The sequence below is a fragment of the Nocardia sp. NPDC055029 genome (genome assembly GCF_053608525.1).
The window spans coordinates 89531-114814 of sequence record NZ_JBSGVQ010000017.1; the positions used below are offsets into that span (position 1 = coordinate 89531).

Here is a 25284-nt window from a genome sequence, read left to right on the forward strand (position 1 = left end):
GCTAGGCTGCACAGCGATCGGGTTCGGTGAACGGGGTGAGGCGATGTTGCGGCGCGGGGAGGTGTTCGCCGGGTTCGTCATCGAGCGGGAGCTGGGACGCGGCGGGATGGGTGCGGTGTACGCGGCCCGTGATCGGCGGCTGCCGCGGCTGACCGCGCTGAAATTGATGCACCGTGACCTGTTCAGCGACGTCGAGATCCGGACCAGGTTCGAGCGGGAAGCCGATCTGGTCGCCCAGCTCGACCACCCGAACATCATCACCGTCTACGACCGTGGCGTCGACGAGGAACGGCTGTGGATCGCCATGCAGTTCGTCGACGGTGTCGACGCGGCGGCGGTGCCCGCCCAGCAGTTCGGGGTGGAGCGGATCGCGCAGATCGTCACCCAGACGGCGAGCGCGCTGGACTACGCGCACCGTCAGGGCGTGCTGCACCGCGATGTGAAACCGGCCAACATCCTGCTCTCGCGCACCGCAGGCGTCGGCGCCGGATTCGACGAGCGGGTGCTGCTCACCGACTTCGGCATCGCGAAACTCCTCGACGGCACCGGCGGCCTGACCCGCACCGGCCAGTTCACCGCCACCATCGCCTACGCCTCCCCCGAACAGCTCAGCAGCGCACCGCTGGACGGTCGCGGCGATCAATACTCCCTGGCCTGCACCGTCTTCCGGTTGCTGACCGGCAGCGGCCCGTTCGACGCGCCCAACCCGGCGACCGTCATGCTCGGTCACATCAACGCCGTTCCCCCGCGGGCCAGCACCCGCCGGTCCACCTTGCCCACAGCAGTCGACGCCGTCCTCGCCAAGGCGATGGCCAAGGACCCGGCGCGACGATTCTCCACCTGCACGGATTTCGCCAACGCTTTCACCGAAGCCCTCACCCGTCGAGCGCAGGCCCCACCCAGCGGCTCCTTCCCCACCGGGGCCTCGGCTCCGGCACGGACCAGCTCCGTCCCTTCCACACCTGCCACAGGTCGCACGCCGGATTACCGATCCGGCACCGACATCCGTGGCGGCGCCGTGCCGTCGACCAGCACAGAGAGTCCGTCACGCACCGGTTCTCAGCAGGCTCGCCGGGCCGCGGAACCCGACCTGGCACGGCGGCTCGACCCGACCGCGCGCGGCGAAGCGGCCGCAGACCACCGGCCGCGAATCGACACACGACACCCGGAAAGGCACACCGGCACATCAGCCTCCGGTCAGCGCAGCGCCGGGAAGCAGGCCGGTGCGGGGCAGGGCTCTGCGCCCCGGCTCGAACACCCGCGGCGGAGCAGCGACGCCGTGGCCAGCGCGGCATCGGTGTGGTTGAACGCGGTACATGGTTGTCTGATCGGCGGTGCGATCGGTGACGCGCTCGGCGCACCGGTGGAAACCAGGACGCTGCAACAGATCCGGGACCAATTCGGGCCGCAGGGAGTCAGGGATGCCGACCCGCTGCGTATCTCCGAGGAGACGCAGCTGACCGCGTTCACTGTGGAGGCGTTGATCCGCGGTTCGGTGCGCGCCAGAGCCAAGGGCATCGGCGGGGCGACCATGGGCCTGTTGCAGCAAGGCTTGCTCGTCTGGCTACGGGGACAGGTCGTCGAACTGCCCGACCAGCCGTTCGCATTGCACAGCTCGCTCGGCAAGCACCCCGAACTGACCGAGCAACGGGGCGTGGCGAATTCGGTGTACACGGCCCTGCGGCAGGCTGCGGCGCGGCGCGCGCCGACAAACCCGCTCGGCACCCGCGATCAGCCGATCAACCACTCCAAAGGCAGTGGTGCGGTGATGCGCGCCGCGCCGTGCGGATTCGGATACGCCGCAGACCGTACCGGAGCAGCTACCGGCGCGATCTTCGAGTTGGGCTGCGACGCCGCCGCACTCACCCACGGACACCCGAGTGGATGGCTACCGGCAGGCACCCTGGCCGCCCTGGTCTACCAGCTCACACGTGGCTCCGACACCGCGACGGCGCTGCACCACGCCAGGGCCGAGCTGACGGGTTACCCCGACCACGAGGAAACGTCGGCCGCGCTCGACGCCGCGAACGCACTGGCCGCGCGGATCGAACGCGAACGCCGCGTCCCGACCCCGGAAGACGTCGAGTCACTGGGCCAGGGCTGGATCGGCCCCGAAGCACTGGCCATCGCCGTCTTCGCCCTACTCGCCGCGGAATTCCGTGGCGGCGCACCGCACGACATCGTCCGCACCGGACTCCTGTTGTCGGTCAACCACTCCGGCGACAGCGACGCCACCGGCTCGATCGCAGGCAGCCTCCTCGGCGCCCGCTACGGCCGCACCGCGCTGCCTCACCGCTGGTCGCGCACCGTCGACGCGCGCCCCGTCCTGGACCGCCTGGCCACGGACTACTGCACCGAATTCGGCCTCACCCCACCCCGGGACGACCACGGCCATCCCACCGACGACTGGTACGACCGCTACCCGGCGTAACCGGGGCCGCTCGCACTCGGCCCCTGGCGGAAACATCCGCCAGGGGCCGAAGCGCTTGCTACTCCTACAGATCCGCGATAGCCGCCAGCGGTGGCGTGCGGGCAGCGCGCACACCCGGCCACACCGCAGCCAGCACACCGACCACACCCGAGGCGATCAGCACGGCGACCAACTGCGACCACGGGATGGTGATCTGGTCGATGCCCAGGTCACGCAGGGTGCGCAGGAAGCCGACGCCGAGGGCGATGCCCAAGATGAGGCCGACGATGGCGCCGAAGATGGCGATCAGCATGGATTCCAGGTAGATCGTGCGGCGCACCTGGGATCGCTGGGTGCCGACGGCGCGGAGCATGCCGATCTCGCGGCGGCGTTCGACCACCGACAGGGCCAGGGTGTTGATGATGCCGAGTACGGCGATCACGACCGCCAGCGCCAGCAGGCCGTAGAGGATGGCGAGCAGGGTGTTGATCTGCTGGCCCTGCGCGCCCTTGAACTGCTCGTGGTCCTGCACCTGCACGACGACGAACGGTTCGGTGGCCTTCTCCAGATTCGCCCGCATGGCGGTGAGATCGGTGCCTGGCTCCGCCTTCACCAGCACGAAGGCATTGGTGCGCAGGCTCGGCGGCATCAACTGCTCGTAGACGCCGGGGTCGACGACCATCGCACCGAGCAGCGGCGAGTTGGCGAAGACGCCGCCGACGGTGAGCTCGAACTTCTTGTTGTCGAGGCTGGTGATGGTGATCTTGTCGCCGACCTTCCAGCCGCGATCGCCTGCCTCGGTCTCGTCGACGAGCACCTCGTTCGCACCGATCGTGGTTGCGCCACTGAGCAGGTCGATGTCCATCACCGGGTCGATCGGCCCGTCCGGTGAGGTGGCGACGACCTGCTCGTCACCGACCTTGAACGCGACGACCCTGATCCCGGTGACCTCGCTGACGCCGGGCACCTGGGTGCGCACGGCGTCCACCGCACCGAGCGGCGCACCGATCATCTGCGGACCGGCGAGCACGTATTCGGCCTTCACACCCTTGTCGATCAGCACGCCCACGCTGGTTTTCGCCGAGGCGCCGAGGATGCCGATCGCCGAGACCAGCATCAGCCCGAGGGTGAGCGCGAACGCGGTGGCCGCGGTGCGGCGCGGATTGCGCACGGCGTTGTTGCGGGCCATCTGCCCGATGGCGCCGAACGGCCTCGTGAGCACACCGAGCACGAGCACCATCGGCCGTGACAGCGCGGGCGCGGCCAGCAGCACGGCCAGAATCAACCCGAGCGCGCCGATGCCGACGGTCACCGCCGAGCCCTTGCCGGTGCCCTGGGCGCCGACATACACGAGCACGCCACCGGCCACGGCCATGACCGCACCGACGGCGGTGCGCACATGCAACGAGTCACCGGCGCTGGCGAATTCGGCGCGCATCGCCTCCACCGGCGGCACCTTGGCGGCGCGGCGAGCAGGCGCGTAGGCGCTGGCCACAGTGACGATCAGGCCGACGAGCAGCGCGACGATCGCGGTGCGCGGCAGCACCGTCAGGGATCCGGTGGGCAGGCCGACATCGAAGGCGTTCAGCACCGCCGACAACCCGAACGCCAGCCCGATGCCCGCGGCGAGACCGATCGCGCTGCCGATCATGCCGATCACGACGGCCTCACCGACCACCGACCGGCCGACCTGCTGGCGGCTGGCGCCGATCGCCCGCAGCAACGCCAGTTCGCGCAGGCGCTGGGCCACGATCATCGAGAAGGTGTTGTAGATGATGAACGTGCCGACGATCAGCGCGATCGCGCCGAAGGCGAGCAGGAAGTAGTTGATGAAGGTGAGCGCCTCCGAGACCTCCTTCTTCATGTCCTCGCGGACCTCGTCGGCGTTCTGCACCTTGTAGTTGGGCAGGCCGGCGGCGAGCTGGTCGCGCAGCTCGTCGGCCGAGACACCCGGTGCGGCCGCGAGATCGGCGTAGGCGACGTGCGAGCCGTCGGTGAACAGCTTGCGCGCCTGCGGTTCGGTGAACATCACCGCGACCACACCGCCGCCCTCGGTACCCGGCATCTCGTAGACGCCGGAGAGGGTCACCTCGAACGGGTCACCCTTGGCCGGGATGAGCACCTTGGTCTTGTCGCCGACCCGCAGCCCGGCCTTCTCCGCGCCGCTGGTGTTGAGCGCGATCTCGCCCGGCTGGGCGGGCGGCGCACCCGCGACGAACGTGTTCGGCTCTTCGACCGACTTGTCCGGCGGCAGGTAGGACAGGCCGAAACTCGGTGCGCCACCGGTCTGCACGGCCTTCTTGCCGTCGGGTTCGAGCAGCACCACCGGGCCGTTCATGGCCGGGGCGACGCGGTCGACGCCCTCGGTCTTGGCCAGCGCGTCCACGATATTGGTCGGTACGCCCAGCGACTGCCGGTCCTTGGGGCCGACACGCACGTCGACACCCTGGGCCTGGCCTTCGAAGATGCCGTCGAAGGTGCGCTGCAAGGTGTCGGTGAAGACGAACGAGCCGGAGATGAAGGCGGTGCCCAGCACCACCGACAGCAGCGTCAACGCCAGTCGCACCTTGTGCGCGGCGAGATTGCGCAAAGCGACCTTGCGCATCGGGTTGGCCCTACCCGTCACCCGACCTCCGCCCCTCACCGAATCGCTTCGCGATGCTGTGCTCATCGGGTCTCCAGCGCCTTCATCCGGTCGAGGATGGAATCCTGGGTCGGATCGCGCAGCTCGTCGACGATGCGACCGTCGGCGAGGAACACGACGCGGTCGGCGTAGGCGGCCGCGCGCGGGTCGTGGGTGACGATCACGACGGTCTGCCCGAACTCGTCGACCGAGGCGCGCAGGATCGCCAGCACCTCACCGGAGGAGTGCGAGTCCAGGTTGCCGGTCGGCTCGTCGCCGAAGATGATCTCCGGCTTGCCGACCAGGGCGCGAGCGCACGCGACGCGCTGCTGCTGGCCGCCGGACAGCTCGGAGGGCCGGTGCTCGAGGCGGTCGCCGAGGCCGAGGCGCTTGACGACGGTGTCGAGCCATTCCTGGTCGACCTTGCGGCCCGCGATGTCGAGCGGGAGGGTGATGTTCTCCAGCGCGGTCAGCGTCGGCACCAGGTTGAACGCTTGGAAGACGAACCCGATCCGGTCGCGGCGCAGCGCGGTCATCTGCTTGTCGGACAGCCCGGTCAGCGCGGTCTCGCCGATGCGGACATGGCCCTCGCTGGCGCTGTCGAGCCCGGCCAGGCAGTGCATCAGCGTCGACTTGCCCGAGCCGGAGGGGCCCATGATCGCGGTGAACTCGCCCTTCGCGAAGTCAGCCGACACCCCGTCCAAGGCCTTGACCTGTGTGTCTCCCGATCCATACAACTTGACCAGGTCTTGCGCGGCGGCCGCGATCTCGGTGGCGGCCGCCGCGTCGACGGCCTCGGTGCCCATGGCGTGCGAAGTCATGATGTCCAGTCTGTCTGCCGACCGGTCAGCGCGCCATCCGGAATCCCCCCGATACCTAACTGATGACCCAGTCGAAGGCCTCGGCCTTCGAGCGCGCGCCTTCCGCGGTGCGGGAACGGTTGGGTTCGCCGAGGTCGGCGAGCAGCTCCTCGGTGAGGCCGACCAGGCTCGCCAGGGCCGCCGGGGTGAACCAGCCGGGGCGGGTCGCGAAGAGGATGTCCTCGGAGGCGGTGTTGCCGCTGGCGCCGGGGGCGAAGGGGCAGCCGCCGAGGCCGCCGAGGGCGCCGTCGACCATCGTCGCGCCCGCCGTGACGGCGGCGAGGGTGTTGGCCACGCCCATGCCCCAGGTGTCGTGGCCGTGGAAGACGATGCGGCGCGACGGTGAGCGGTCGCGGACCGCCGAGACCAGCGCGCTCACCTGGCCGGGGTGGGCCTGGCCGAGGGTGTCGGCCAGCACGATGTCGGCGGCGCCGTCGGTGCGCGGATCGTTGGCGATGGCCAGCACTCGCGCGGGGTCGACCTGGCCTTCGAACGGGCAGGTGAAGCTGGTGGCCAGGCAGAGCTGGATCTCGCCGCCCGCCTCCTCGGCGAGGCGGATCGCGTCGGGCATGGCCGCCACCGAAGCCTCGGTGTCGCGGCCGATATTGGCCTTGTTGTGGCTGTCGGAGACCGAGAAGCAGTACTGGAAGTTGCGCGCGCCTGCGGCGGCGGCCTTCTCGATGTGCCGCGGTGTGGCCACCCAGACCCAGCATTTCGCCAGCTCGTCCGGGGTGAGCGCCGCGATCAGCTCGAGCGAGTTGGCCATCGGCGGCACCAGATCCGGCCGGGCCATCGAGCCGATCTCCAGCGCGGGCACACCAGCGGCCAGCAGCCGCCGGACGACATCGATCTTCTGCTCGGTGGGCAGCACCTTGCCGGTGAGCTGCAAGCCGTCGCGCAGGGTCACATCCCGCAGCAGCGGGGCGGTCATCACCGCTGGTCCGGTTCCTGGGCGGGCACGCACATCACGCCGCCGCACGGTTTGTCGCCGACGCTGGCCGGCGTCGGATGCACGGTCGGGCGCACATGGCCCGGCCCGCGCTGTTCCCACTTGCTGCGCACCGGTGGGCGGCGTCTGCCGTGTACTCGCCTGCTCACGATGCCTCCAGCGCGTCGATCTGATCCTCGCTCATCCCGAGCAGCCCGCCGAGCACTTCTCTGGTGTGCTCGCCGAGGTCGGGGCCGACATTGCGGATCGGCAGCGACTGTCCCCCGATCACCGGGACGATGCCGGCGAACCCCACCTGCTTGGGTTCGGGCTCGCCCACGTCGACGGGGAACGACTGGATCATATTGCGTGCGCGGTACTGCTCGTCGGCCACGATGTCGGCGGCGGTGTAGATCGGGCCACACGGGATGGCCGCGTCGTCGAGCAATTTCAGTGCCTCGTCGCGGGTGCGCTGAATCGACCATTCGGCGATGGACGCGTCGAGTCGTTCCCGATTGCGCCAGCGGCCCGCGTTGTCGGCCAGCTCCGGGTCGGCCGCCAGATCGGGACGGCCGATGACCTGCATGTAGCGCTGGAAGATGGCATCGCCGTTGCCGCCGATGATGATGCTGTAGCCGTCGCTGGTCGGGTAGGCGTTGCTCGGGGCGATGCCCTCCATGCGGCCGCCGACCCGCTCCCGGTTGATGCCGTAGGCGAGGTGGTCGGGGACCAGCGATTCCATCACCGACAGGATCGACTCGTTGAGCGCGACGTCGATGATCCGTTCCCTCTGCGGCACCTGACCGGACACGCGCTCGCGCTGGAACAACGCCATCACGGTGCCGAAGGCGGCGTAGATGCCCGCGATCGAGTCACCGATCGAGACTCCCACCCGCACCGGTGGGCGGTCCGGATCGCCGACGAGCTCACGCAGACCGCCGACGGCCTCGGCGACCGCCGCGAAACCCGGACGCGCGGCCATCGGGCCGGTCTGGCCATAGGCGGAGATGCGGGTGATGACCAGCTTCGGGTTCACCTCCTCGAGCACCTCGGGGCCGAGACCCCATTTCTCCAGCATGCCGGGCCGGAAGTTCTCCAGCAGCACATCGCAGTGCCGCAGCAGATCGAGCACGACCGTGCGACCCGCCTCGGTGCGCAGGTCGAGCACGATCGACTTCTTGTTGCGGTTCACGGTGCGATACAGCATGGAGGTGTCGCCACCATAGAGCCGCCAATTGCGTAACTCGTCGCCCGTACCTGGGCGTTCCACCTTGATCACCTCGGCGCCGAAGTCGCCCAGAATACGTCCGGCAGTGGGAGCGGCAACATAGTTACCGAGTTCCAGGACGCGAACACCGTCCAGCGGCCGAATACTCATAGGGGCAGTATCGCAGTGCCGCGCGGACCGGCGCCGGGCACATGCGCACCCGGCGCCGAAGCGGAATTTCAGCTGGCCAGGAGTTCCACTTCCTCCACGATCGAGTAGTGCTCGGCGTCGCCCTCGATGACGGTGCTCGGCGTGCCGTCGACGCCGATCGGGATGTCGCCGGCGAGGGTGATGCGGGTCAGGCGGCGGGGCTGGTTGTCGTAGTCGTCGATCGCGTAGTGCTGGGTGGCGCGGTTGTCCCAGATGGCGACGTCGCCGTCGGCCCAGGTCCAGCGGGTGGTGTTCTCCAGGCGGGTGACGCGGTCCTGGAACAGGCGGAACAGCGCCTGCGACTCGCTGGTGGACAGGCCGACGAAGTTCTTCACGAAGTGGCCGAGCAGCAGCGCGCGCTCGCCGGTCTCGGGGTGCACGCGCACCACCGGGTGCTCGGTCTCGTAGTAGGTGGACTGGAACTCCGCGCGGTACTCCTCGGACTTCGGGCGCAGCGGCTCGACAGTGCGGGCGGCGTAGTCGTAGACGTTGGTGTGCACCGCGCGCAGATTCTCGGCGAGGGCCTTGAGCGGTTCGGGCAGCGAGTTGTACGCGGCGACGGTGGAGGCCCAGGTGGTCGAGCCGCCGTAGGTCGGCAGGTACTCGGCGCGCAGGATCGACGCCTTCGGGATGCGGTCGACGAAGGTGACATCGGTGTGCCAGGAGTTGGCGCGGCCGTTCTCGGAATCGATCGCCAGGCTCTTGACGCCCTGCGACTTCACCGTCGGGTGCGGTGTGGTCGGGCTGCCGAGCAGCTGCGCGAACTCGTGCTGGCCGTCCTCGGTGAGGTGCTGCTGACCGCGGAAGAAGATGACCTTGTGCTCAGTGAGCGCACGACGAATCGTCGCGACGGTCGCCGCGTCGAGGTCACCACCGAGACGGACCCCGTCTACCTGGGCGCCGATGTGGGCGCCGAGCTTGGTCACCGTCACGGTGGCTGGGGTGGCGTGGTCGACCGTCATGGGGATCACCTCTGTCGTTGTGGATCGGTTGATATGCATCAAGCACACCGCGAATCCCGTTCGACTGACAGGTTTTCCCTCCGGGTGATCGGAAGGCCTCAGCCGAGGTTCTCCCGCAGGTAGGCGAGGTCTTCGGCGACACCGTCGACGGGCGTCTCCAGGATGACCGGTGCCCCCGCCGTCCGGCAGACCTCGGCCAGCAGCTGCGGGTCGATGGTGCCGTCGGCGAAATTGGCGTGCCGGTCGGCGCCGGAATCGAATTCGTCGCGCGAGGAGTTCAGATGCACCAGGTCGATCCGGCCGGTGATCGCCTTGATCCGCTCGACGACGCCGACCAGTTCCTCGCCGCCCGCCCAGGCGTGGCAGGTGTCGAGACAGAAGCCGGCGCCGTAGTCGCCGACCGCGTCCCAGAGCCGGGCGATCGAATCGAAGTGCCTGGCCATCGCGTGATTGCCGCCCGCGGTGTTCTCGATCAGGATCGGCACGGCGAATCCGCCCTTGTCCTGCTGGCGTTCGAACAGCTTGCGCCAGTTATCGATTCCGGTGTCGAGCTCGGCGTCGGAGCGCACGTGCCCGCCGTGCACGACCAGGCCGAACGCGCCGAGCTCGGCGGCGGCCTTCGCCTGCTGGGCCACGGCGTTGCGCGAGGGCATCCGCAGCCGGTTGTTCAGGCTGGCCACATTGATCTGATACGACGAGTGCACGACGACATCGATCGGACTGGCCAGGATTTCGGCGGCCTTGGGATGGGGCTGCGGTTTGTCCCAGCTCTGCGGATCGACCACGAACAGCTGGATGACCTCGGCGCCGAGCTTCTCACCGAAGCCGATCGGATCGCTCTCGTCGCGAACGTGTGCTCCAATGCGCATGATGTCACCCTAATCCGCGGCACCGACATGATCGGCGATGTTGCACTCGGCGGGCATCAGGAGATACATCGGTAGAATTCGGACGGGTGCTTCTGCCCTGGAGGGGGTGACTTCGCGGTGTTGCGCAAAGGCGACGTGTTCGCCGGGTACACGATCCGGCGCGTGCTCGGTTACGGCGGGATGGGCGTGGTCTATCTGGCCCGGCATCCCCGGTTGCCCCGGCTCACCGCGCTGAAGCTGCTCAGCCACGAGCTGTCCGCCGACGACGAGAGCCGCCGCCGGTTCGAGCGCGAGGCCGACCTGGTCGCCCAGCTCGAGCATCCCAACATCGTCAACGTCTACGACCGCGGCAACGACGACGACCAGCTGTGGATCTCCATGCAGTTCGTGGCGGGCACCGATGTCGCGACCGCCGATGTCAACGTGCTCACCCCGGACCGGGCGGTGCAGATCGTCGCCGAGACCGCGACCGCCCTGGATTTCGCGCACGCGGGCGGCGTCCTGCACCGCGACGTGAAACCGGCCAACATCCTGCTCGCGAAGCCGCCGATCGGGCGCCCGGAACGGGTGGTGCTCACCGACTTCGGGATCGCGGCCGTGCGCGACAGCGAGACGACGCTGTCCTCGGCGGGCACGATCACCGCCACCCTGGCCTACGCCGCCCCCGAACACATCGCCGGCGCTCCGCTCGATCACCGTGCCGACCAGTACTCGCTGGCCTGCACCCTGTTCTGGATGCTCACCGGCTCGGTGCCGTTCCCCGGTCCCAACCCGGCCGCGGTGATCCAGGCGCACCTGAGCAAGCCGGTGCCGCCGCTGCGCAGCCTGCGCCCCGACCTGCCGCCGACCCTGGAGACCGTGCTGGCCAGGGCCACCGCCAAGCAGCCGGAGGCGCGCTACGCCAGCTGCACGGAATTCGCCCTGGCCGCCAAGGCCGCGCTGTTCGCGGTCCCCGGCCCGTGGCATCACCACCAGCAGCCGACGGCGACCGGCGTGGTGCTGCGAGCGCGCGAACCGTATCCGCAGCAGCACTATTCGCGACCGGCCACGCCGCCGCAGCCGTATCGGCAGGCGCGACCGGCGACGCCGCCGCAGCCGCATCAGCAGGCGCAGCCGACCACCCCGGCCCAGCCGCATCAGCACGTACCGCGGCCGCCGGCGAGTGCGATTCCGCCGCGGCGCGGGACGCAGCGGCCGGGCACCATCGACTTCCCCGGCGGCCGTAACCATCCCGGCTATATCGTGCCGCCGCAGCCGAGGCGGCCACCGTGATCGGTGCGGGCTGGACGGTCGCTATACGAGCAACTGTCCACCCGGTCGGCTGCTGCTAAGGTTTCGTTGATTTTCCCGTGGCGGGCCACCCGGCCGCGGCTTTCTTGCTGTACGCGTGTGTGCTGGTGGGTCCCGGCGCACGGCGGGAAGTGGAGCAGACATGCTGGCCAACGGAGATGTCTTCGCCGGCTACGTCATCGAACGGCAGCTCGGCCGTGGTGGCATGGGTTCGGTCTACCTCGCCAAGCACCCTCGTCTACCGCGCATGACCGCGCTGAAGTTGCTCAATCGCGAGATGTTCTTCGATCAGGAGGTGCGGGCGCGGTTCGAACGGGAGGCGGATCTGGTCTCGCGCCTGGATCACCCGAACATCGTCACCGTCTACGACCGCGGTCTCGACGACGAACAGCTGTGGATCTCCATGCAGTTCATCGACGGTATCGACGCCGCCTCGGTGGACCCGCAGACGCTGCCGCCCGCTCGCGCGCTGCAGATCGTGAAGGAAACCGCCGACGCGCTCGACTACGCACACGGCATGGGTGTGCTGCACCGCGATGTGAAGCCCGCCAACATCCTGCTCGCGCGTTCCGGCGCGGGCCGCGGTGAACGGGTCTATCTCACCGACTTCGGCATCGCCCGATTGCGTGACGACACCGGTCATCTCACCCAGACCGGCACCTTCACCGCGACCCTGGCCTACGCCTCCCCCGAACAGCTCACCGGTGCCTCGCTGGATCACCGCTCCGATCAGTACTCGCTGGCCTGCACCCTGTTCTGGCTGTTCACCGGGTCGGGGCCGTTCACGGCGACCAATCCCGCCGCGGTCATCCAGGGTCATCTGCAGCAACCGCCGCCGCCGCTGAGCAGCGCGCGGCCCGGCCTGTCCTATGCACTCGACGCGGTGCTGGCCAAGGCCATGGCCAAGCGGCCGGACGACCGTTTCGACTCCTGCTCGGATTTCGCGAACGCCGCGATCGCCGCTCTGAACAACCCGAGCGCCCCCGCCATGCCGATCGTCGGACAGCGTCCGACCACGGGCGGTGCGATCCCGGTGACCGGTGGTCCGCGTCCGACCACCGGCGGTGCGATCCCGCAGACCGGGTCGCCGTATCCCCTTGCCGCGCAAGGCCCGATGACGGGCGGGCCGATGGGCACCGCGACGCAGGGTCCGATGACCGGCGGGCCGATGGGCACCGTGGGCCACGGGCCGATGACCGGCGGCGCCATGGGCACCGCGGCACAAGGCCCGATGACCGGCGGACCGATGGCCAACCAGGCGTCGCCGCTGACCGGTGGTGCGGCGACACAGAATCCGTACAACCAGCAGTCCCGGCCGCAGTATCCGGCGCCGCCTGCCCCGCCGCGTCCGCCGACGGGCGGGGGTTTCGGCCAGTATCCGCAGGGTCCGCGACCGCCGTCGAAGTCGAACACCGGCCTGATCGTCGGCATCGTCGTCGCCGTCGTCGTGGTGCTCGCGCTGCTGATCGGCATCGGGGTCGCGGTCAGCGGCGACGATTCCGGCGGCTCCACCACCACGACGACTTCGGTCGCGGCGGGCAAGCACGTCACCCCGGACGCCGACGCCATCAGCGCCGAGTTCGCCCAGATGGTGCCCGCCGACACCGACGGCGACACCGGCTACAACGGCGCGTCCTGCTGGGAGACCGACACCGGCTACACCCCCTCGCCCAACGACGGCGACCCCGACTTCGGCGCGTGGGTCTGGCAGTGGCGCTGCTACGACGGTGGCGGCAGCGGCGGCAACGATCCGTTCTACCGGATCTACGTCTACAACTCGGCGGCCGACGTGCAGGCCGTGATCGACGGGCTGCCGACCAACACCAAGTCGGTCGACACCAACGGCGGCAAGCAGTACACCAACTACAAGTACACCGACAACGGGAACAAGATCATCACCCAGTTCACCGGCGACCCCGATCGCGCCCAGTTCCTGATGTTCACCGACGCCTACGGCACGGCCGACGAGGTGCTGCGCTGGTGGCGCTCGGCACCGCTGAACTGAGCGAATGATCGACGAGGGCGGCGTTTTCGCCGGGTACACCATCGAGCGGCTGCTCGGCCGCGGCGGCATGGGCTCGGTGTACCTGGCGCGTCATCCGCGGCTGCCCCGGCGCACCGCGATGAAGCTGCTGAACCGGGAACTGTTCTTCGACACCGAGATCAGGGCCAGGTTCGAACGCGAGGCGGACCTGGTCGCGCAGCTCGAGCATCCGAACATCGTCACCGTGTACGACCGCGGCGTCGAGGACGACCAGCTGTGGATCTCGATGCGCTACATCGACGGCGCCGACGCGGCCTCGCTCTCGGCCCCCGTCGATGCCGCGCGGGCGGTGCGCATCGTCGCCGAGACCGCGGCGGCACTGGACTTCGCGCACAGCAGGGGCGTGCTGCACCGCGACGTGAAACCGGCCAACATCCTGCTCGAGCCGGTCGACGGCGGCGAACGCGTCTACCTCACCGATTTCGGCATCGCCCGCCTGCACAACGACAACGCCGCCAAACTCACCCAGACCGGAACCTTCACCGCCACCCTCGCTTTCGCCTCCCCGGAGCAGCTGTCGGGAATCGCGCTGGACGGCCGCGCCGACCAGTACTCGTTGGCCTGCACGCTGTTCCGGCTGCTCACCGGCACCACCCCGTTCGAGGCGGGCAACCCGGTCGCGGTGATCCAGGGCCATCTCCAGCAGCCACCCCCGCGTGCGAGCTCGCTGCGGTCCGATCTCCCGCCCGCGCTGGACGCGGTGATCTCCCGCGGCATGGCCAAGCGGCCGGACGAGCGGTTCGGCTCGTGCGCCGAGTTTGCCGCGGCCGCAGGTCAGGCACTGACCGACCCGACGGCGAGACAATCGTTCCCGACGTCTGCGCAGACCAGGACATATCCACCGAACTCGCCCTACACGCCGGCGCCTGGATACCCGGTCGCCGGGATGACGCCGTTCCCCGGTTCGGATGCGGCGTCCACACCGAACGCGTCGCCCGCTACCGGTACCCCGTCGTGGCAGGACGCCCAGCAGCCGTCATCGCCCGGGCTGCCGCAGGCATCGTGGCCCGGCGCGCAACAACCTTCGTGGCCAGGCGCTCAGCAGCCGTCGTCGCCTGGCGTGCAACAGCCGTCATCGCCCGGCATGCCGCAGGCGTCGTGGCCCGGCGCGCAACAGCCCTCATCGCCCGGCATGCAACAGCCTTCATGGCCCGGCGCGCAACAGCCCTCATCACCTGGCATGCAACAGCCTTCATGGCCCGGCGCGCAACAGCCCTCATCACCTGGCATACAACAGCCTTCATGGCCAGTCGGTCAGCAGCCTTCGTCGCCCGGTTTCCAGCAGTCTTCGTCGCCAGGCGCGCAGCAGGCGGGGTGGCCGGGGGGCGCCCAACAGCCCTCATGGCCGGGTGCCGGGGCACAGCACGGATCGTGGCAAGCCGGTTCCTCGCCGCATCGTCCCGCGCCGAATGTTCGGGCCGAGCGGCCGCGCGACGCCTCGACGCCGCGTGGCGACGACGGGCGGTCGAAGGTGGCCGAGGACTATCTCGGTCCGAAACGGGGCTCCCGCTGGCAGGCGTCACCGGTGAGTTGGGTCGCCACGATCACCTTGCTCGGGCTGATCGCCTGGTTGATCGTGGGTGCGCTGACCGGCCCGGAGGGCACCGCATCGTCGTCGGGCGTCTCGACCACGACCGAGTCCGCGTCGCACACAGCCACTTCCGTCGCCCAGCGCACGACATCGAGCCCCGCGCCGACGACCAGCGACCGCAAGGTCATCGGGGCGAACGCCGCGCGGCTCAGCGAGCAGTTCCCGCGCATGCTGCCGCAGACCTCCGCGAGCAATCTGGTCCACGCGGGTTCGGGCCTGGGCAATGCGGGCTGCTTCGCCTACGACCGGGCCACCGCGAGCCGCGACACCACCGACGCCGACATGGGCGATTGGGTGGTCATGTGGCACTGCTTCGGCGGCGGCAACAAGGCGATCTACGAGTTCTTCCTCTACCCGTCCGCCGACCAGGCACAGCAGGCCGTCGCCGCGCTGCCCGCCCACGATGTCCGGGCAACGACGCACACCGGTCACGCCTATACGAACTTCGTTCTGCACGACAGCCAGCCGAAGTCGCCGCGCATGGTCACCCGGTTCGACGCCGACCCGGACCGCGCGGCCATGCTCATGTACAGCCGCGGGTTCATCGCCGACGAGGCGCAGATGCTCGACTGGTGGCACACCGCGCCGCTGACCTAGCCCGCGGCGGTCAGCGTGTAGTTCACGAAGTCGCGCACCGGCTCGTATCCGATCGCCTGGTAGATCTTGTTCGACGTCGGATTGGCCAGATCGGTGAACAGGCAGACGCCGGCGCCCTCGGCCCGCACGACCCCGGAAACCGCGGCGGTCAGCGCACTGGCAAAGCCATTGCCACGCAGTTGCGGAGGCGTGTAGACCGGCCCGATTCTGGCCCAGCCGAGTACCTCGACGTTGCGGCCGACGAAGGCGGCGGGCGCCCCGTCGTGCTCCCACAGCCACCAGAACCCGGCGTCGATCCGCCGCCGCGCGGCCTCCTCGTCGAACGGCCGCGGTTCACCGATCTCGGCACAGAAGGCCTCGATGAAGGCCCGGCAGACGCCGAGATCGTCCTCGGTGGCCGGACGCGGCTTGCCGACGGCCTCGGGAACGGACAGGGTCGCGAGCCGGAACAGGCGGGCCGAGAACGATTCCGCGTTGGTCCCGCCCGTCTCCCGCGACCAGTACCCGGCGAAGGCAGCCGCGTCGGCCCCGACGCCTTCGACGCTGGTCGGCGGGGCCTGCTCCGCCGAGAAGGCATCGGCCACGGCCGAGATGCTGTGCGATGGCAACTCGCCGAGGTAGACCCTGCCGCCGAAGGCACTGGTGGCGACGCCGACGACCTGACCCGCGTCGTCGCGCACCGTCAGGAATCGGGTCATCGCGCCGCCCGCCCGGCCGCCGAGTTCGTTGGCGACGGCGGTGGCGATCACCGTATGCCGCAAGGGGTCTTGACGCAGAAATTTCTCGGCCTCGGCCAGGAAGCGGGCGGCGTCGCCGGTGATGTCGATACGCACAGCATCGACGGTAGGCCCCAGACGGGCCGATCGCACCTGAATTCGGCTGCTGCTCAGTCCTTCTCGAGCACGTCCCGGTCGGTGCGCAGCTTCAGCAGGATGAGACCCGCTGTGCAGGCCAGGATCAGGCCGGCGACGGTGATCTCCACATGCAGGCCGGCGATGCCGAGCCCGGCGCCGACGAGACCGCCGACGAAGAACAACCAGCCCATGACCCGTGCGGTGACCGCGCCAGCGCGATTACCCGGCGGGTTCGACAGTGCGTGCTGAAGATTTGCCGCCGCGGACGAATCACCGTTCGCCGCCGCGGGTTTCAGCCGGGGTGTCGAATAAGCTCCCATCAGTTTCTCCTCGATGACGCCGATCAGATTCTTTCGTCGCGCAACCCTCGCGCGTCAGCAGTGTCGTTCCGGGCGTCTCATGCGTAACTTCGCTCACACACGCTACGACCCGGCGACGCCGATCGCGCGCGACACGTCCCCGCGACACGCTGACGAAATCAATCCGATATCTGAATCACAAATGTTTAAAAACTACTGATTCACCGGACCCGTACTGCCGAATCGCCGGTCCTGCACTACTGTGAGGCGACTCGAAGCCGACGAGGAGTGCACGCGATGGATGACAGCCCGACCAAGCTCGTAGGTCCGGCAATCGCTGTTGGCGCGGTGTCGCTCGGACTGATCGTCATCGGTGCGTGTGGTGTCGGGCAGCAGGACGTCTACGTTCCGCCGCCACCGCTGAACGCGAATCTGGCCGCCGCACCGAGCCGGATCGCCGAGGAGACCTCCTCGACGACCGTACGGATCTCGATCCCGCCCTCCCCCAGCTGGCGGATCGCGCCGTACATGTCGCCGCGGAAACCGTTCAGCCTCAGCTCGACCGAGACCTCACCGTCGGAACCGCCGCCCGAGGGCGAGACGACGACGGAGTCCCAGCCCGCGGAGGCGACCACCGAGTCGCGTCCGCCCGCGACCACCGCCGAGGATCAGTCGACGACGACCGCGCCGCGCAGCACCACCCGGCCGGTGCCGACGCGCACCTCTCCGCCGCGGACCACTCCCCCGGTCGAGGAGACCACCGAGCCGGACTATCCGACGACGCACGAACACGACCACACCACCCCGGCGATCGCCACCCCGGCCGACACCGGCGCCACCCCGACGCCGGGCGCGACCACCGAGCCGACGACCACCGACGACGAGGACTGACACAGCGATGGTGCGCACCCCGGCCGGGGCACGCACCATCACCGATCCGTCCTACAGCTCCGGCAGGTCGTAACTGCCGACGCGGTCGGCCAGCACCCGCCGGTGTTCCAGCGCGCCGCCGAGTGTCTGCCCGATCGCGGTCAGCCGGGCGACGTAGTGGCTCACCGGATATTCCGCGGTGACGCCGATGCCGCCGTGCATCTGGATCGCCTCGCGCCCGATGTGCTCGGCGGAGCGTCCGACCTGTAGCCGCGCCCGCGAGGCCACCACCGGATCGTTGCCGCCGTCGGCCAGCGCCGCCGTCGCGAACAGGCTGATGCTGCGGGCCAGTTCGAGCGAGACGTAGCAGTCCGAGGCGCGCTGGGTCAGCGTCTGGAACTTCGACAGCGTGACGCCGAACTGCTTGCGGGTCTTGAGGTAGTCGGTGGTCAGGGTCAGCGCGATCTCCATCGCCCCCACCGACTCCGCGCACAGCGCCGCCTGCGCGTACCCCTGGGCCAGCGCGATCTGCTCGGCGGCGTCGACGGTGTCGCCCAGCAGTTCGCCGGGGGCGCCGTCGAAGTCGAACTGCGCGCCGCGCCTGCCGTCGAAGGTCCGGTAGGCGCGTTTGGTCACCCCGGACCCCGTCGGGTCGACCAGGAACAGGCCGGTCCCGCCGCCGGGCAGCACGGCGCTGACGATCAGTTCGTCGGCACAGTCACCCCGCAGCACCGGGTTCTTGACGCCGGTCAGCGCGTACCCGTCGCCCTGTGCGGTGGCGGCCGTGGTGATCTCGGTCGACGGCCAGCGCAGGCCGGGCTCGGCGTGCGCGAACGCCAGCAGCTTCTCCCCCGCCGCCAGCGCGGGCAGCAGGCGGCCGCGCTGTTCGGCGCTGCCGGTCAGTTTCAGCAGCTCGGCCGGGATCACGACCGCGTCGAGCACCGGTTCCGGGGCGAGCGCGCGACCGAGCTCCTCCTGCACCAGCATCGCCTCGACCGGGCCGGCGCCGACGCCGCCGTCGTCCTCGTCGATGGTCAGGCCGAGCACGCCCAGCTCGGCCAGCTGCTTCCAGACCGTGCGGTTCCAGCCGGGGTCGGTCTCGCCGACCTTGGCGAGGGCTTCGCCGTCGTAGAACCGGTGCAGCAGTTCGCGCACGGTGTCGCGCAGCATCGTCTGTTCGTCGGTGAGTTCGAGATCCATGTCAGCGCCTCACAATCCGAGGATCGTGGAGGAAATGATCGAGCGCTGGACCTCGCTCGAGCCTCCGTAGATGGTGACCTTGCGGTAGTTCAGATAGCTGGGCCCGGTGTGCTGGGCCCAGGCGGGCGAGGCGATGCCGTCGGCGTCGACCGGGAGCGCGTCGGCGCCCGCGATCTCGAGCAGCAGTTCGGTGGCCTGCTGCTGCAGCTCGGAGCCGCGCAGCTTCAGCACCGAGGAGGCCGGGTTCGGCTTGCCGTCGGCGGAATTGGAGACCACCCGCAGCTGGGTGAGTTCCAGCGCGAGCAGCTCGTTCTCCAGCTCGGCGACGCGGGCCGCGAACACCGGGTCCTCCAGCAGCGTCCCGTGGCCGGTCCTGGTCTGGCGCGCATAGTCTTTCGCGAGCCCGATCTTGACCTTGGTCTTGCCGACGCCGGTGATCGAGGTGCGCTCGTTGCCGAGCAGGAACTTGGCGTAGGTCCAGCCCTGGTTCTCCTCGCCGACCAGCTGATCGGCGGGCACCCGGACGTTCTCGAAGAAGACCTCGTTGACCTCGTAGCTGCCGTCGATCAGCTTGATCGGGCGCATGGTGACGCCGGGCGACTTCACGTCGAACAGCAGGAAGGAGATGCCGGCCTGCTTCTTCGGCGCGCTCGGATCGGTGCGAACGAGGCAGAAGATCCAGTCGGCGTACTGGCCGAGCGTGGTCCAGATCTTCTGGCCGTTGACGATGTAGGAGTCGCCGTCGCGGACCGCGGTGGTGCGCAGCGAGGCGAGGTCGGAGCCGGCGTCGGGTTCGGAGAAGCCCTGGCACCACCAGATGTCGAGCGCCGCGGTCGGCGGGAGGAAGCGCTGCTTGAGTTCCTCGGAACCGAACTGGGCGATGACCGGCCCGACCATCGAGGCGTTGAAGGTGAGCGGCTCGGGCACCGAGGCCAGCTGCATCTCGTCGAGCCACAGGTGGCGCTGCATCGGCGTCCAGTCCTTGCCGCCCCAGGCCACCGGCCAGTTGGGCACGGCGAGGCCGTGGTCGTTGAGGATCTTGTTCGCGGTGACGATGTCGTCGCGGGACAGCTCGTGGCCGTATTTGACGCGGTCGCGGATTTCGACCGGGATCTCGGTCTTGTAGAAATGCCGGAGCTCGTCGCGGAAGGCGACCTCGTCAGAGGAAAGGGCTAACTTCATCCGGGTCTCCCAGCGTGGGTCGGTAGCCGTCGAGAAAAACCTACCCCTGAGTAAACGCCAGTGTCGACTACATCACACTTGCCCACGCTCAGCCCTCGCGGCCGCACCCTCGCCGGTGGCTCGGCGACCCGGTCGGCGACCTGGTACGTTGCCAGACGAGCCGGGGAACCGGTGACGAGCATCCACCGAGGAGTTACGGGTGAACGGCAGATCCATCGCAGGCAGGGCAGCGACGGTCACCGCGGCGAGCATCGGCGCGCTGGCACTGCTGGCCACGACTGCGAGTGCGGCCCCCACCCCGGTCGAGGACGGCATCGGCCACCTGACCCACCTCGCCGGTGAGGACATCTCGGCGAAGGCGGGCGTCGGCGCGCTGGACAGCTTCACCACGCTGGTCGGCGCCGACACGCTGCGCGACATCTCGGCACAGTTCATCCCGTTCTCCTACGCGGCGCCGACATTCGGCTGCGGCAGCAACGGCCCGATCACCACGATCATCGCCGCCGCCACCTTCGAGGGGCCGGGCCCGCGCACCGAGACCAGCATGGCGCCCGGTGACATCCGGTTCAGCGCCAGCCCGCGGCACACCGGTTTCGCGCTGTCCTCGGGCCTGAGCGTGGCCTGGCTGAACGTGAACACCGGACAGAGCGGCATCGTCGCGCTCGACGACCAGACCGAATTCCAGCTGCCGTCGCTGTCGAAGACCGTGCACAGCGGCGCAGGCACCGTGATCGCCTCGATGTGGGGCACGATCGACTACCCGGGCGCCCGCTGCGTGATGACCCCGACCGTCGGCACTTTCGTCGTCCCCGACCTGCCGGTCCAGGCCACCGAAGCGCCCGCCGCGCCCGCGCCCGCACCCCAGGCCACCAGCCCCGGCTCGGGCGGGGCTCCGGCACCGGAAACCGCCGCTCCGGCACCGGCTCCCGCGCCCGCCCAAGCACCGCAGCCCGCGCCCGCCCCGGCCAACCCGCCGTCGGCGCTCACTGTCGACGGCTGATTCCACGACCTCGTCCGGTGGCTTCTGTTCGGATCTACCGCGCAGGCGACACCTGGATCGGGCTAGGCGATCGGGCGGATGCGCAGGACGGTACCTTCCTCGGATCCGGCCAGCAGGGCCGACGAGTCGGCGGGGTCGGCGACGACCGCGGTCAACGGCTGCGTCGAGACGACGGTGCACGCGGCGCCCGACTTCGGGTCGACGCGGACCAGGTGACCGGCCAGGGTGGTGACGTACAGTGCGCCGTCCCGGACGACCAGGTCGTCGACGAAATCGGGCAGGGTGCCGAACGAGGTCAGGTCGGCGACGGTGGTGCTGTCGGCCGGGTTCGTGCGGGACAGGCGAAGCACCCGGCCTACGGGCGCGCCGTCGGTGGCGACGAAGTTGGCGGTGACGTAGACCGAATCACCGGCTACCACAACGCCGTTGGAGCCTTCTACCTTCACGCGGGCCCACCAGTCCATGTCCTCGCTGCCGTCGCGGCGTAGCCGGTGCAGGCCGTTGGCGGTCGTCACGTAGAGGTTGCCGTCGGCGTCGAACGCGGCGCCGTTGGGCTGCGGGAAGCCGGTGGCGAAGGGGGCGGGCACCGGGTCGGCCGCCATCGGGTCGAAGCGGACGATCCCACCCGAGCCCGCCAGCGGCGAATTGCCGGTGACGACATAGAGCAGCCCGTCGGGGCCGAGCCGGACCGCGCCGGGCGCGGCGACCGCGACGGTGGCGGTCAGCCTGCCCTCGCGGTCGTAGCGCTGTACCTCGCCGCGCATGACCCGCGCGACCCAGAGGTTCCCGGCGGTGTCGAGGCCGAAGTTCTCCGACCAGTCCAGCAGCGGCACACTCGAGCGGATCGCGACATCCTGGCGCGCCTGCCCGCAGTTGGTGAGTGGGGCGGCGGCGGCCGGGCGGCCGGTACCGAGCGAAGCGGTGGTCACGATGGCCGCGCCGACAGCAACGTGGGCGACGCAACGGCGGAACGACGACATGCAAGACCTCGACTCAGTTGACCCAGCTCGACGCGCGAAGTCTAACGGCTACCAACGGGTAGTGGTGTGCCCACTCTGCACAGCGAACCGCGTCGCCACCACGCATCGTGCACAGCAACGGTATCGCGCACCGGTTCTGTCGCACACGACAATTCGCCCGGCGGTCATAATCGGTGCGTGCCCTACTTCGACAGCCCCCGCGGACGGCTGCATTACCGGCGGTGGTCCGTCGACGCGCCGGCGGCGACGCTGGTGCTGCTGCCGGGCACCGGCCAGCACAGCGGGCACTATCACCGTTTCGCCACCACGCTGGAACGGCTCGCGCGGATCGAGCTGTGGACGCTGGACACCGCGGGTCAGGGCCTGAGCGAAGGCGATCCGGATGCGCCGGGCACCATCGACGAGCTCGCCGCCGACGCACGGGGACTGCTCGGCGAGGTCGCAGCGGCGGCGCCGGTGCTGATGGGTCATTCGCTCGGCGCCGTCACCGCGCTCGCCGTCGCCGCCGAAAACCCCGGCGACCTGGGCGGACTCGTCCTCTGCGGCACGCCACGCCGCGCCACCGAGATCGCACCGGACCCGCGTCTGCCGGTCCTCGCGGTGCACGGAGCCGACGACCGGCGGGCGCCCATCGATGTGATCCGGCTATGGACAGCGCGGCACGGATCGGTAGATTTGCGCGAGTACGCCGACGCCGGACACGACCTGTTGCACGAACCGGTGCAGCAGCGCGTGACGGCCGATATCGCCGAGTGGGTACTGGCCGCGGTGCGATGAACGACGAAGGGGGAACGGTGCAACCGAATCGAACGGGGCTGCCGAATACGGCGGCCCTCGGCCAGGCCGTGGACGAGGGTGGACTGTGGATCGACGGCGTGCTCGTCGCCGACGGTGCGCCGGAACGCTGCGCCCAGCGCTACGAGCGGCTGGCCGCCGCGGTGGAAGCCCAGGTGCAGGCGCTCGGCGGCGCGGAGGTGATTCCCGGTTTCGGCGGACTCGCCTCGGGCGCCGCGCTGCGCACCGGATTCGAGGGCAAGGCGGGGGACGCGCTGGAACAGCTGCGCGCCTACGCGAGCACCGCGCGTGCGCTCGCCGCCGTCTTCCGCGCCGCGGGCGTCGCCTATCAGGAAGGCGATCAGGCGCTGGCGGGCGCGGTCGCCGCGATCGAGGTTCCGGGAGCGAGCCATGCGTAGCATTTCCGGCATTTCCGCACCTGGCACCGATCCCGATTACTGCCCCACCGTCGAGGTCTTCGACAACCTCTCGCACGCCGAGATCTATCAGGCTGTCCGGCAGCTCGATCCGGCGGCGCTGGCCGGTGCGGGCCAGTTGTTCCTGGCCGCGTCGACCGGGCTCGGTGACGAGGTCGAGAACGCGCACAGTGAGATCAGGGCCGCGATCGCCGACGGGTGGAGAGGCGCTGCCGCCCAGCAGGCGAGCGACGCGGTGCGTGACTTCGAGCAGGCGGGCAGGCGGATCGCCGATGTGCTGACCGCGGTCGGTGTTCGGCTGAGCCAGGCGGGCGATGCCGCCGAGTCGGTGCGTGCCGCGATCGCGGAACCCGATGGGGTGCGGCCCGATCCTGCCGCGGCACTACTGGATTCCCAGCAGGCTTCGGACAATGCCACGATCGTGCGGCAGGCCGAGAACGCCCGCCTCGACGCGGTGCGGGCGATGGAGTCGATCTACGCGGGGGCTTTCGTACCGACGGGGTCGGGGGTTCCGGCCTTCCCGGACATCACCACGGAGCCAGGGGCGCTGCCCGCTGCGGCCGTGTCGAATGGTGCCGCGGGGGCTCTCTCCACCACCGAACCCGGGGTCGTGACCGTGCCGGTCACGACCGCGACCGACACCGCCTCGGGTGCCGGAACACCGGCGGAGTGGGCAGGTACCGAGGCGGATACGACCGCGGCAGGTGCACCGGTGAGCGACGGAAACTGTACGCCGACAGGAACTTCCGTCGCACCGGCGGCGTCTGTCGCGGCTGCGGTAGCGCCCACGCAGGTTGCACAGATCGTGCAGTCGAACAGCGGCGCCGCGATCTCGCCGGCCGGCAGCCCGGCGTCGACCGCCTCGGCCGCTCCGACCGGGTTCGTTCCCTCGGCGGACCCGCGCACCCGCCGCGACCGTCGCTCGGCCGGACAGCCCTCGGATGACAAAGTCTCCGCCGCGTCAGCCCACCCCGTCGCGACGGGTATGGCCGGCGGGCAGCAGTCCACCAGCAGTGCGAACTCCGGAACAGACATTGCGACGGCATCGACCGGCCACGACCCAGCCGCCGCCGGTGGCGACGCCGCGGCAGGCATGAGCGCGGGCGCGATCGGCGGCATGATGGGCGGGGCGATGATGGCCGCCGATACGACCCGCCCGAACGGTCCGCGTCCGCAGCCATCGCAGGAGGACGACCTGGAAGACGACGACGAGTTCCTGCGGTTCCTAGACGAGGAACCGACCTATCTGGAACCCGCCGACGAGGTCAACGCGCTGATCGGCAAGATGGAACCGACCAGTCCCGCCGTGCTCGGTGAGTGGACCGAGCGGGGGTGAACTGGCACCTCACGCCGGACCAGTTCGCGCTGGCCTGGGCGCGCGTCGACGGCGACCGGATCCCGTATCCGCTCGCGGTGCGCGCCTCGGCCCGCGACACCGCCGAACGCGCGGCCGAGCAGCCAGCGCTCGACGCCTGGTGCGCCCGGACCCTGGACGCCGATCTGTCGGCGGCGCTGCGGGTGCTCGCCAAGCCGGAGATCCGGGTCGAAGTCTGCGGGCGGGCCGCGGCGCCGGTCCGGATGCTCGGCGCCGTCACCGGCGACGTCGCCGTGCTCGCCGTGCAGGAACCGGGCAGCACGGACGATCGCGGCGGCAGCGTCCACGTCCAGGTCGGTAGCACGAAACGGTTGGCCGCCCAGGTGTTCTCACGGATTCCCGCGCAGCTCGCCGGGACGGGCGACCGGATCTCCGCACTCGCGGCCAAGGTGCGCGAGGACAGCCGCGACCTGGTCACCGCACCCGTCGCCGGACCGTCCGACGCCGCCCGCATCCGCAAGCTGTTGCAGCGCCCACGCACCGGCATCGGGCAGATACTCGTCGGCCAAGGCCGGGACGAAGCACCGACCGGCGTGCTGTCCTGGATCGACGTCACCGGCGACGGCCGCTACCTGGTGCACGCGGCCCACCACGTCGACATCGCGCCGGCCACACCGGAATGCGCGGCCGACTGGCTGCGCCGGTTGCTGCGGAGTGTATGACCACGGCCCAGCCGACCGTGACCGGTGAGCGCTCAGCGCATGCCCGGCGCGGGTGGACGG

The 25284-nt window shown here is 69.9% G+C and carries 22 protein-coding genes; 10 read left to right on the top strand and 12 right to left on the bottom strand.

Annotated elements, in window-relative coordinates:
- The first annotated feature begins 43 nt into the window (after window positions 1–43).
- On the top strand, window positions 44–2431 hold the full coding sequence (locus ACWF9G_RS17195) for an ADP-ribosylglycohydrolase family protein (protein ID WP_452516327.1): 2388 nt from the start codon (window positions 44–46) through the stop codon (window positions 2429–2431).
- Between the two features lie 64 nt (window positions 2432–2495).
- Here ACWF9G_RS17195 and ACWF9G_RS17200 read toward each other — a convergent pair whose 3' ends face one another.
- From ACWF9G_RS17200 to ACWF9G_RS17230, 7 genes are all read right to left on the bottom strand, one after another.
- Window positions 2496–5015, bottom strand: a complete 2520-nt coding sequence (locus tag ACWF9G_RS17200) for an ABC transporter permease (protein WP_452516329.1) — start codon at window positions 5013–5015, stop codon at window positions 2496–2498.
- A 62-nt stretch (window positions 5016–5077) separates the two neighbouring features.
- Window positions 5078–5854 carry an ABC transporter ATP-binding protein gene (locus ACWF9G_RS17205; protein WP_452516330.1) on the bottom strand — a complete coding sequence of 259 codons (777 nt, stop codon included), beginning with the start codon at window positions 5852–5854 and terminating at the stop codon, window positions 5078–5080.
- Window positions 5855–5909: 55 nt separating this feature from the next.
- Complete coding sequence (locus ACWF9G_RS17210; protein ID WP_452516332.1) at window positions 5910–6824, bottom strand: hydroxymethylglutaryl-CoA lyase; 915 nt, start codon at window positions 6822–6824, stop codon at window positions 5910–5912.
- The gene (locus ACWF9G_RS17215) at window positions 6824–6991 is read right to left on the bottom strand and encodes a hypothetical protein (RefSeq protein ID WP_452516333.1); all 168 of its coding nucleotides are present in this window, start codon (window positions 6989–6991) and stop codon (window positions 6824–6826) included. Before ACWF9G_RS17215 ends, ACWF9G_RS17210 begins: the two co-directional genes overlap by 1 nt.
- Window positions 6988–8199, bottom strand: a complete 1212-nt coding sequence (locus ACWF9G_RS17220; RefSeq protein ID WP_452516335.1) for a CaiB/BaiF CoA transferase family protein — start codon at window positions 8197–8199, stop codon at window positions 6988–6990. The genes ACWF9G_RS17215 and ACWF9G_RS17220 overlap by 4 nt, the downstream gene beginning before the upstream one ends.
- A 68-nt stretch (window positions 8200–8267) precedes the next feature.
- Window positions 8268–9200, bottom strand: coding sequence for a TauD/TfdA dioxygenase family protein (locus tag ACWF9G_RS17225; protein ID WP_452516337.1), 933 nt, complete (start codon window positions 9198–9200; stop codon window positions 8268–8270).
- Between the two features lie 98 nt (window positions 9201–9298).
- Window positions 9299–10069, bottom strand: coding sequence for a deoxyribonuclease IV (locus tag ACWF9G_RS17230; RefSeq protein WP_379303756.1), 771 nt, complete (start codon window positions 10067–10069; stop codon window positions 9299–9301).
- A gap of 117 nt (window positions 10070–10186) precedes the next feature.
- Here ACWF9G_RS17230 and ACWF9G_RS17235 point away from each other — a divergent pair, with 117 nt between their 5' ends.
- The 3 genes from ACWF9G_RS17235 to ACWF9G_RS17245 all read left to right on the top strand — a co-directional run bounded on the left by ACWF9G_RS17235 (window position 10187) and on the right by ACWF9G_RS17245 (window position 15591).
- A complete protein-coding gene (locus ACWF9G_RS17235) occupies window positions 10187–11341 on the top strand; it encodes a serine/threonine-protein kinase (RefSeq protein WP_379303758.1) in 1155 nt (384 codons plus the stop codon).
- Window positions 11342–11501: 160 nt separating this feature from the next.
- Window positions 11502–13364, top strand: a complete 1863-nt coding sequence (locus ACWF9G_RS17240) for a serine/threonine-protein kinase (RefSeq protein WP_452516339.1) — start codon at window positions 11502–11504, stop codon at window positions 13362–13364.
- A 4-nt stretch (window positions 13365–13368) separates the two neighbouring features.
- Window positions 13369–15591, top strand: coding sequence for a protein kinase domain-containing protein (locus ACWF9G_RS17245; RefSeq protein WP_452516341.1), 2223 nt, complete (start codon window positions 13369–13371; stop codon window positions 15589–15591).
- Here ACWF9G_RS17245 and ACWF9G_RS17250 read toward each other — a convergent pair.
- Complete coding sequence (locus tag ACWF9G_RS17250; RefSeq protein ID WP_379303764.1) at window positions 15588–16424, bottom strand: GNAT family N-acetyltransferase; 837 nt, start codon at window positions 16422–16424, stop codon at window positions 15588–15590. The genes ACWF9G_RS17245 and ACWF9G_RS17250 overlap by 4 nt on opposite strands.
- A gap of 53 nt (window positions 16425–16477) precedes the next feature.
- Entirely contained in the window at window positions 16478–16765 is a 288-nt protein-coding gene (locus tag ACWF9G_RS17255; protein ID WP_379303766.1) for a hypothetical protein, read from the bottom strand.
- Window positions 16766–17041: 276 nt separating this feature from the next.
- Here ACWF9G_RS17255 and ACWF9G_RS17260 point away from each other — a divergent pair, with 276 nt between their 5' ends.
- Window positions 17042–17635, top strand: coding sequence for a hypothetical protein (locus tag ACWF9G_RS17260; RefSeq protein ID WP_452516343.1), 594 nt, complete (start codon window positions 17042–17044; stop codon window positions 17633–17635).
- Between the two features lie 51 nt (window positions 17636–17686).
- On the opposite strand, the gene ACWF9G_RS17265 is transcribed toward ACWF9G_RS17260, so the two are convergent.
- Together ACWF9G_RS17265 and ACWF9G_RS17270 are read right to left on the bottom strand one after the other, a co-directional pair.
- A complete protein-coding gene (locus ACWF9G_RS17265) occupies window positions 17687–18814 on the bottom strand; it encodes an acyl-CoA dehydrogenase family protein (RefSeq protein WP_379303769.1) in 1128 nt (375 codons plus the stop codon).
- A gap of 9 nt (window positions 18815–18823) precedes the next feature.
- Window positions 18824–19996 carry an acyl-CoA dehydrogenase family protein gene (locus tag ACWF9G_RS17270; RefSeq protein WP_452516345.1) on the bottom strand — a complete coding sequence of 391 codons (1173 nt, stop codon included), beginning with the start codon at window positions 19994–19996 and terminating at the stop codon, window positions 18824–18826.
- Window positions 19997–20195: 199 nt separating this feature from the next.
- Here ACWF9G_RS17270 and ACWF9G_RS17275 point away from each other — a divergent pair, with 199 nt between their 5' ends.
- Window positions 20196–20996 carry a hypothetical protein gene (locus tag ACWF9G_RS17275; protein WP_452516347.1) on the top strand — a complete coding sequence of 267 codons (801 nt, stop codon included), beginning with the start codon at window positions 20196–20198 and terminating at the stop codon, window positions 20994–20996.
- Between the two features lie 62 nt (window positions 20997–21058).
- Here ACWF9G_RS17275 and ACWF9G_RS17280 read toward each other — a convergent pair whose 3' ends face one another.
- Complete coding sequence (locus tag ACWF9G_RS17280) at window positions 21059–21925, bottom strand: SMP-30/gluconolactonase/LRE family protein (protein WP_452516349.1); 867 nt, start codon at window positions 21923–21925, stop codon at window positions 21059–21061.
- Between the two features lie 228 nt (window positions 21926–22153).
- On the opposite strand from ACWF9G_RS17280, the gene ACWF9G_RS17285 reads away from it, so the two are divergent.
- Genes ACWF9G_RS17285 through ACWF9G_RS17300 form a run of 4 tightly spaced genes read left to right on the top strand, consistent with a single transcriptional unit; the run spans window position 22154 to window position 25224 of the window.
- On the top strand, window positions 22154–22753 hold the full coding sequence (locus tag ACWF9G_RS17285) for an alpha/beta hydrolase (protein WP_452516351.1): 600 nt from the start codon (window positions 22154–22156) through the stop codon (window positions 22751–22753).
- Between the two features lie 17 nt (window positions 22754–22770).
- The gene (locus tag ACWF9G_RS17290; protein ID WP_379081493.1) at window positions 22771–23169 is read left to right on the top strand and encodes a hypothetical protein; all 399 of its coding nucleotides are present in this window, start codon (window positions 22771–22773) and stop codon (window positions 23167–23169) included.
- Window positions 23162–24523 (top strand): WXG100 family type VII secretion target, encoded by a 1362-nt coding sequence (locus ACWF9G_RS17295; RefSeq protein ID WP_452516353.1) that lies wholly within the window; start codon window positions 23162–23164, stop codon window positions 24521–24523. Before ACWF9G_RS17290 ends, ACWF9G_RS17295 begins: the two co-directional genes overlap by 8 nt.
- Complete coding sequence (locus ACWF9G_RS17300) at window positions 24520–25224, top strand: ESX secretion-associated protein EspG (protein WP_452516355.1); 705 nt, start codon at window positions 24520–24522, stop codon at window positions 25222–25224. The genes ACWF9G_RS17295 and ACWF9G_RS17300 overlap by 4 nt, the downstream gene beginning before the upstream one ends.
- Window positions 25225–25284: the final 60 nt, after the last annotated feature.